Below are 6,938 nucleotides of genomic sequence, written 5' to 3'. Positions count from 1 at the left end.
CTGCTGTTCTCGTGGGCGCAGCAGCACGTCACCTCGGGCCTCGCGAGCATCTTCAACGCGACCACGCCGATCATGACGGCGGTCATGGCGGCAGTCCTGTTCCGCGTCGAGCGCCTCAGGGCGCTGCAGATCGCCGGCATCGTCCTGGGAATCCTCGGCGTCGTGGTGATCATCGCGCCCTGGCAGGGACTGGACCTCAGCCAGAGCCTGGTCGCCCAGTTCGCGATCCTCGGCGCGACCGCCTGCTACGGCTTCAGCCTCGCCTACATGCGCAAGTTCGTCTCGAACACGGGCATGACGGCGCTCATGTTCTCGTTCCTGAACATCGGCATCGGGGCGGTCATCATGCTCGCGCTGACGCCGCTGGTCGCGGCATCCGCGGTCACCCTCGACCCCTGGATCATCGGCAGCGTGCTGCTGCTCGGATGCCTCGGCACGGGCGTCGCCTACATCTGGAACCAGACCACGGTGCGCGCTTGGGGACCCACCCGCGCATCGACCGTCACCTACATCACGCCTATCGTGGGCGTCGTGCTCGGGGTCGTGGTGCTGGGCGAGACCGTCAGCTGGAACGAGCCGGTGGGAGCGCTGGTCGTCTTCCTCGGCATCCTGCTCGCGCAGAACCGGCTGCGACTCTCTCGGCGCAATCGCGAAAGGGCGGGTGCCCCGGCGCTCGAACCGAGCTCCGACGCACCCGCCCCCGTTCGCGACTAGTCCTGCTGCAGGGCGCCCTGCAGGTCGAGCGTGATCGTGATGTCCTTGCCGACGAGCACGCCGCCGGTCTCGAGCGCGGCGTTCCACGTCAGACCGAAGTCCTCGCGGTTGATGACCGTCGTCGCCGTCGCACCGGCCTTGTAGTTGCCCCACGGGTCGGTGCCGAAGCCGCCGAACTCGAAGTCGAACGAGACCGGCTTGGTGATGCCGCGGATCGTGAGGTCGCCATCCACGAAGAACTCGTCGCCCTTGACGTGAGCACCGGTCGAGACGAATTCGATCGTCGGGTGGTTCTCGACATCGAAGAAGTCGGGCGACAGCAGGTGGGCGTCGCGGCCGGCGTCCTTCGAGTCGAGCGACGTGACGTCGACACTCGCCTCCACCTTCGCGTCGAGCGGGTTCTCCGGGGCGATCAGTGTCGCGCTCTTCATCCCGAACGTGCCGCGCACCTTCGAGATCATCATGTGGCGGACGCTGAAGCGGACCTCGCTGTGGGCGGGGTCGAGCACCCAGGTGCCCGCCTTGTAACCGGGAACGTCGATGGTGGTGGTGTCGGTCATGGTCTTCCTCCGTCTCGATCCGTCGCGGGGCCGACGAACTCTCTGAAAGGGGTAAGGCGGCATCCCGCCGATCTATTCCGGTGAATATAAAGTTTCTTCGTCGGGTTCGCCGGCCCGCGCGCAAATGAGAACGAGGGACGGATGCCGCAGCATCCGTCCCTCGTCGAGAAAAAGGGTGGGTCAGCCGACCGAGACGAGGTCGATAACGAAGATCAGGGTCTTGCCGCCGAGGAAGTGGCCGCCGGCGGGGCCGTAGGCGAGGTGCGGCGGGATCGTCAATTCGCGACGACCGCCGGCCTTCATGCCGGGGATGCCGTCCTGCCAGCCCTGGATGAGGCCGCGCAGCGGGAACTGGATGCTCTCGCCGCGGTTCCACGAAGAGTCGAACTCCTCGCCGGTCTCGTACTCGACGCCGGCGTAGTGCACGGTCACGGTGTCGCCGGGCTTCGCCTCGGCGCCGTCGCCCACGATGAGATCGCGGATGACGAGGTCGGTGGGAGCGGGCCCCTCGGGGGCGTCGATCTCGGGCTTGGTGCGGTCATCAGTCATGCATCCATCCAACCCGACGAGAAGGATCGGTGCAACGCGAGCACCTCCCTGCCCCAGGGGTTGACGCTGGAGTGGGGGTTTGACACGCTGGGGTCAGACCAACTCAGCGCTCGGCAGTTTCGCAGGCATCGCCGCGACACCGAGCGCTGAGTTTTGCCGCGAGTCGGATCAATGCGGCGCGAAGCCCCGCGTTGATGCGGCAGCCTCCTCACGGCGCGAGCAGCGCCGCCCGCGCGGCGGCCGTGCGCTCGAGCAGCGCCGACTCGTCGTGGATCGCGGCCGGGTCGCGGCCGGTGATCTCGCGCTGTCGGGCCATCGCGAGGGCGGTGGCATCGAGGATGAACCCCTTCATGATCGCGGTGCGGTCGCCGCGGAGGGTCTTCGCCCAGCGCAGGCCGGTGCGGCGGCCTGCGGGGGTGGCGAGCATGTCCACCTCCTGCGGCGTGAACCACCCCGCGGTGGCGAACTCCCCGAGGCGTGTGCGGGTGAGCCTGGACTCTTCGCGGCGCAATGCGAGCACCCCCAGGATGAACACGATGAAGAGCGGGATCTGGGCGAGGAGATACAGCGTGAAGAAGTCGCTGAACACGGCGGATGCGTTCCAGAAGGCGTGCAGGGCGATCGCTCCCGCGAGCCCGATCATCCAGGGCCCGACGGCCTGCGCTGTCCTGGCCCCCCGTCGCGCGGCCAGGCCGACCGCGAACCCCGTGACGCTCGTGAACATCACATGCGCGAACGGCGACATGATGCCACGCATGAAGAACGTCACCGAGGTCTGTCCGACGCCTCCTTCGATGTAGCTCGTCGCGAAGTACTGGATGTTCTCGGTGAACGCGAACCCGGCGCCGATGAGCGCGCCGTAGACGATGCCGTCAATTGGCCCGTCGAACGCTCGTCGTCCGACGGCGAAGATGATCAGCACGCCGAGCCCCTTGCCCAGCTCCTCGACGATGGGCGCCTGCACGACGGCCCCGAAGATCTCGTTGGCCTGCGTGTCGGGCGGGCGGAGCAGCACCGTCAGCAGGAGATCGACGCCGAGCGCGATCGCGACCGCGGCGATCGCACCCCAGGCGATCGCGAAGATCACGAGGCTGCGCGGCTCGGGCTCCCAGCGATCGATGATCCGAATCGCGAGCAGCACGACCGTGAGGGGCACGAGAGCCAGGATCGCGCCGATCGCCGAGGCGCCCGTGCCGACGAACGTGAGGAAATAGCCGACGAGGGCGATCAGCAGCAGCACGAGCACGCCGAAGATCCACACCGGCGCACTGCGGCCCGATCGCGCCGGCACCGGCGCCGCAAGCGGGGCGGGCGAGACCGGTGCGCTGTCGATCGACGTCGTGGGCGCGAACGAGGGCTGCGCCAGCGATGAGGGGAACCCACCGCTCGTGCGATCTCGGTCGGATGAGTCGAACCCAGGCAGCGTCATGCGACACAGCCTAGGGATCTGCGCCACGGTAGCGTGGAGCCATGCGCTTCGCCCACGTGACCTCCGCGGGCACGGACGACCCGCGCCTCGCGCTCATCGTCGACGAGGGAGCGCTCGTCGTCGAGGACCTGTTTCCCGGCGCGCCTCGGGTTCTCGAGGAGCTCATCGCCGGTGGCGATCCACTGCTCGAGAGGGTGCGGGAGGCCGCGGACGGCGCAGGTCCCCGGCATCCGGTCGACTCTCTGACGTTCGCCTCCGTGCTGCTGACGCCTCCATTGATCCTCGCGATCGGCCTGAACTACGCCGCCCACTCCAGCGAGCTGGGGCTTCGGACCGACTCGACCCCGACCGTGTTCGCGCTGTGGCCGAACTCGCTCTCCGGCCACGATGCGATCACCACCTGGCCGCGCTCGCTCAGCGAGTCGATCGACTACGAGGCTGAGCTCGGCGTCATCATCGGCAAGCCCGCGAAGGATGTGGCCCCCGAGGACGCGCTGGACCACGTCTGGGGCTACACCGTCGTCAACGACATCACCGCGCGCGACATCCAGTACTCCGAAGCCCAGTGGTCACGCTGCAAGTCGTTCGACGGGTTCACCCCGACCGGGCCCTACGTCGTCACCGCCGACGAGGTGCCCGATCCGCAGAAGCTGCACATCTGGACCGTGCTCGACGGGCACACGATGCAGGATGCCTCGACCGCCCAGATGGTGCGTCCGGTGTCGTCGCTGATCTCGCACCTGTCGAAGTCGGTCACCCTCCTGCCGGGCACGCTCATCTCGACCGGGAGCCCAGGAGGGGCGGGCTACTCGCGCGACCCTCAGGTGTTCCTGCGCGACCGGTCGACGGTCACCGTCGGGATCGACGGGATCGGCGCGCTGACCACCCACTGCCGCATCATCGGCTGACCGCGACGCCGACCTCGCTCGCCGGGCTACTCGGACGGGCAGATGAGCGTCATGTCGACCCCGCCGATGGTGTGCGTGCCCGACCCGTACTCAGCGCAGAGGCGGGCATATTCCGCGGCAGCGGCTCCCAGCGCTGACAGGATCGCGATGGTCACGATGATGCCCACCACGGTGAGCACTGCGCCGATGATGATGGCGGCGAGGGCGAAGCCGTTCCTCTGACCGGCCGTGCGACTCTGCACCAGGGCGATGATGCCCAGGATCAGCCCGACCAGCGACATGAAGAACGACAGGATCAAGGCGACGATCCCGAGGGTGCGGCCCGGTGCCGCGGGTGGTGGCGCCGAGTACTGCCCGGTTGGCGGCGGCGCGGAGGGGTAGGCCGAGGGTGGCGGGTACGGGGAGGCCCCGGGATACGCGGGCTGCCCGGCGTAGCCATGCTGCGGGGGTGCGCCGTAGCTCGGCGGCGGGTAGCCCGGCTGCGGGGGGTGCTCTGGTCCTGGCGGGTTCATCGACATGGGGTGCCTCCTGATCGCGAACTGCTCCTACCCCGACGGTACGCCGCTCGCGCCGACATTGGACCGGTCGCCCGCAGGAACCCACGGGGGCCGGTCAACGCCGAGCTGAGCGCGGCCGCGGGCACCGGCATCCGTCGATCGGTCAGGAGCCGTCGTCTCCCCCGGCCGAGTCAGCCGGATCCGGGTCTGCAGCGACCGAACGCGGAGGATCGGCGACGAGATTCTCGGCCGCCTGCATGATCGGGATCGCCGCGGTGATCACCTCGAGTCCGGAAAGGCGCGCCGGAGACAGCTGCTTCGCGACCTCTTCGCGGGACATGAGGCCGGCCTCGACGACGAGGTCGCCGACGTTCTGTCCGGTCAGCAGCGCCGCTTTGGCGAGGGCTGCCGAGGCGGCGTACCCGATGAACGGCGTCAGCGCCGTCACGACGCCCACCGACGAGCCGACCATCGCCCCCAGCCGCTCACGATTCGCCGTGATGCCGTCGATGCAGTTGACCCGCAGCGTGCGCATCGCCCGCCGCATCCACGTGATCGACTGGAAGATCGAGTGCGCGATGATCGGCTCGAAGGCGTTGAGTTGGAGCTGGCCACCCTCGACAGCCATCGTGACGGTGAGGTCGGCGCCTGCGACGGCGAACGCGACCTGGTTGACGACCTCGGGGATKACCGGGTTGACCTTGCCCGGCATGATGCTCGAGCCCGCCTGGCGCGCCGGGAGGTTGATCTCGCCGAACCCTGCCTGTGGTCCCGAGGACAGCAGCCGCAGGTCGTTGCAGATCTTCGAGAGCTTGATGGCATTGCGCTTGAGCGAGGCCGAGAACGACATGAACGCGCCAGTGTCACTCGTGGACTCCACCAGGTCGGTCGCCGTCTCGAGGTCGAGGCCGGAGATCTCACGGAGGTGCCGGCACACGGCCGCCGCATAGTCGGGGTGCGTCGTGATCCCGGTGCCGATCGCCGTCGCGCCCATGTTGATCTCGCACAGGAGGTAGGCGTTCTCCTTCAGCCGGTGGTAATCCTCGCCGAGTGTCGTGGCGAAGCCGTGGAACTCCTGCCCGAGCGTCATCGGCACGGCGTCCTGCAGCTGCGTGCGGCCGACCTTGAGGATGGCGTGGAACTCCGTCGACTTCGCGAGGAACGCGCGGCGCAGGAGGTCCAGCTCTTCCAGGAGCGTCAGGAGATCAAGGCCCAGCCCGACCTTGATCGCCGTCGGGTAGACGTCATTGGTGGACTGGCTGCGGTTGGTGTGGTCGATCGGCGACAGGAACGCGTAATCGCCCTTCTCCCGTCCGGCCAGTTCGAGCGCGATGTTGGTGATGACCTCGTTCGCGTTCATGTTCGTCGAGGTGCCCGCCCCGCCCTGGACCACGCCGACGACGAACTGGTCGTGGTACTTGCCGTCGATCACGAGCTGCGCGGCCCGGTCGATCAGGTCGGCCTTCTCGGCATCAAGTGCGCCGATCTCGCGGTTGGCCCTCGCCGAAGCCTGCTTGACCATCGCGAGAGCTCTGACCAGGTCTGCGTAGACCGAGATCGGGCGCTTGGAGATCGGGAAGTTGTCGAGCGCCCGCGCAGTGTGGACGCCCCAATAGGCGTCTGCCGGGATCTCGAGGGAGCCGAGCGAGTCTGTCTCTATGCGGGTTCGCGTCGTTGCGTCCAGTGCCATGGGGAATGTCCTTGTGGGTCGATCACGGCGGTGTGAGGGGATGCCCCGAGCCTACCCACGCAGCCCCGGCACTGCGGCTCGCCGACGCGTACAGCGGCGCTCCCGTCATCCGCCGCCGCGTACAGGCGTCAAGCGCCCGGCTTGCGCGAGAACGCCTCGAGCCGCTCCTGCGGCGTGAGCTGCGCCATCCGTGCCACCCATTCGGGCGAGAAGTACTCGCCGGTGGTGGCATCGACGACGGGCACCACCGCGTGCGTGATCGTGTGGTCGTAGACATGCACGAGGTGGAAGGATTGCCCGGCGTCCATGCCGTTGACCGAGGCCGCGGGCCGCGCGAGGTTCATCGTGTAGCAGGTGGCGGCCGCGACGCTGACGGGCACCCCGGCGAAGGTGCCGCTGGTGGAGTAGTGCAGGTGCCCGGCGAGGATCCCCCGCACGTCGCTGCCGGCGATCGCGTCGGCGAGCCGGTCCTGGTCGCGAAGCTCGAGGATGTCGAACAGCGGTACGTGGCTCGGCAGCGGCGGATGGTGCAGCGCGAGGAGCGTGCCGAGAGGAGCCGGTGTGGAGAGGATGTCGCGGAGCCATTCGAGC

At 68.4% G+C, this 6,938-nt stretch carries 8 protein-coding genes; 2 read left to right on the top strand and 6 right to left on the bottom strand.

The genetic code is table 11. The features are described from left to right. A partial coding sequence (locus tag AC1DVT_RS16685; RefSeq protein ID WP_477390117.1) for a DMT family transporter occupies positions 1-714 on the top strand: 714 nt, incomplete at its 5' end. Here AC1DVT_RS16685 and AC1DVT_RS16680 read toward each other — a convergent pair. From AC1DVT_RS16680 to AC1DVT_RS16670, 3 genes are all read right to left on the bottom strand, one after another. Continuing rightward, complete coding sequence (locus AC1DVT_RS16680) at positions 711-1,274, bottom strand: YceI family protein (RefSeq protein WP_457100543.1); 564 nt, start codon at positions 1,272-1,274, stop codon at positions 711-713. The two genes, AC1DVT_RS16685 and AC1DVT_RS16680, sit on opposite strands and share 4 nt — an antisense overlap. 180 nt (positions 1,275-1,454) lie before the next feature. Beyond that, entirely contained in the window at positions 1,455-1,823 is a 369-nt protein-coding gene (locus AC1DVT_RS16675; protein WP_477390115.1) for an FKBP-type peptidyl-prolyl cis-trans isomerase, read from the bottom strand. A gap of 208 nt (positions 1,824-2,031) precedes the next feature. After that, positions 2,032-3,252 carry a PrsW family intramembrane metalloprotease gene (locus AC1DVT_RS16670; protein WP_477390113.1) on the bottom strand — a complete coding sequence of 407 codons (1,221 nt, stop codon included), beginning with the start codon at positions 3,250-3,252 and terminating at the stop codon, positions 2,032-2,034. Between the two features lie 41 nt (positions 3,253-3,293). Here AC1DVT_RS16670 and AC1DVT_RS16665 point away from each other — a divergent pair, with 41 nt between their 5' ends. Beyond that, positions 3,294-4,160, top strand: a complete 867-nt coding sequence (locus tag AC1DVT_RS16665; RefSeq protein ID WP_477390111.1) for a fumarylacetoacetate hydrolase family protein — start codon at positions 3,294-3,296, stop codon at positions 4,158-4,160. 26 nt (positions 4,161-4,186) lie between these two features. Here AC1DVT_RS16665 and AC1DVT_RS16660 read toward each other — a convergent pair whose 3' ends face one another. The 3 genes from AC1DVT_RS16660 to AC1DVT_RS16650 form a co-directional block, all read right to left on the bottom strand. Continuing rightward, on the bottom strand, positions 4,187-4,678 hold the full coding sequence (locus AC1DVT_RS16660; protein ID WP_477390109.1) for a DUF4190 domain-containing protein: 492 nt from the start codon (positions 4,676-4,678) through the stop codon (positions 4,187-4,189). 142 nt (positions 4,679-4,820) lie between these two features. Then, on the bottom strand, positions 4,821-6,347 hold the full coding sequence (locus AC1DVT_RS16655; RefSeq protein ID WP_477390107.1) for an aspartate ammonia-lyase: 1,527 nt from the start codon (positions 6,345-6,347) through the stop codon (positions 4,821-4,823). A 128-nt stretch (positions 6,348-6,475) separates the two neighbouring features. Beyond that, a partial coding sequence (locus tag AC1DVT_RS16650) for a metallophosphoesterase family protein (protein WP_477390105.1) occupies positions 6,476-6,938 on the bottom strand: 463 nt, incomplete at its 5' end.

This window comes from Microbacterium sp. P2_F9 (assembly GCF_056403635.1).
Note: the sequence above shows the minus strand (reverse complement) of the source record. Positions and strands in the feature narration are given on the sequence as shown.

Bases quoted from the DNA above. Each gene is read 5' to 3' on its own strand.
- AC1DVT_RS16665 (WP_477390111.1), top strand. From the start codon at position 3,294: ATGCGCTTCGCCCACGTGACCTCCGCGGGCACGGACGACCCGCGCCTC.
- AC1DVT_RS16660 (WP_477390109.1), bottom strand. From the start codon at position 4,678: ATGTCGATGAACCCGCCAGGACCAGAGCACCCCCCGCAGCCGGGCTAC.
- AC1DVT_RS16680 (WP_457100543.1), bottom strand. From the start codon at position 1,274: ATGACCGACACCACCACCATCGACGTTCCCGGTTACAAGGCGGGCACC.
- AC1DVT_RS16670 (WP_477390113.1), bottom strand. From the start codon at position 3,252: ATGACGCTGCCTGGGTTCGACTCATCCGACCGAGATCGCACGAGCGGT.
- AC1DVT_RS16675 (WP_477390115.1), bottom strand. From the start codon at position 1,823: ATGACTGATGACCGCACCAAGCCCGAGATCGACGCCCCCGAGGGGCCC.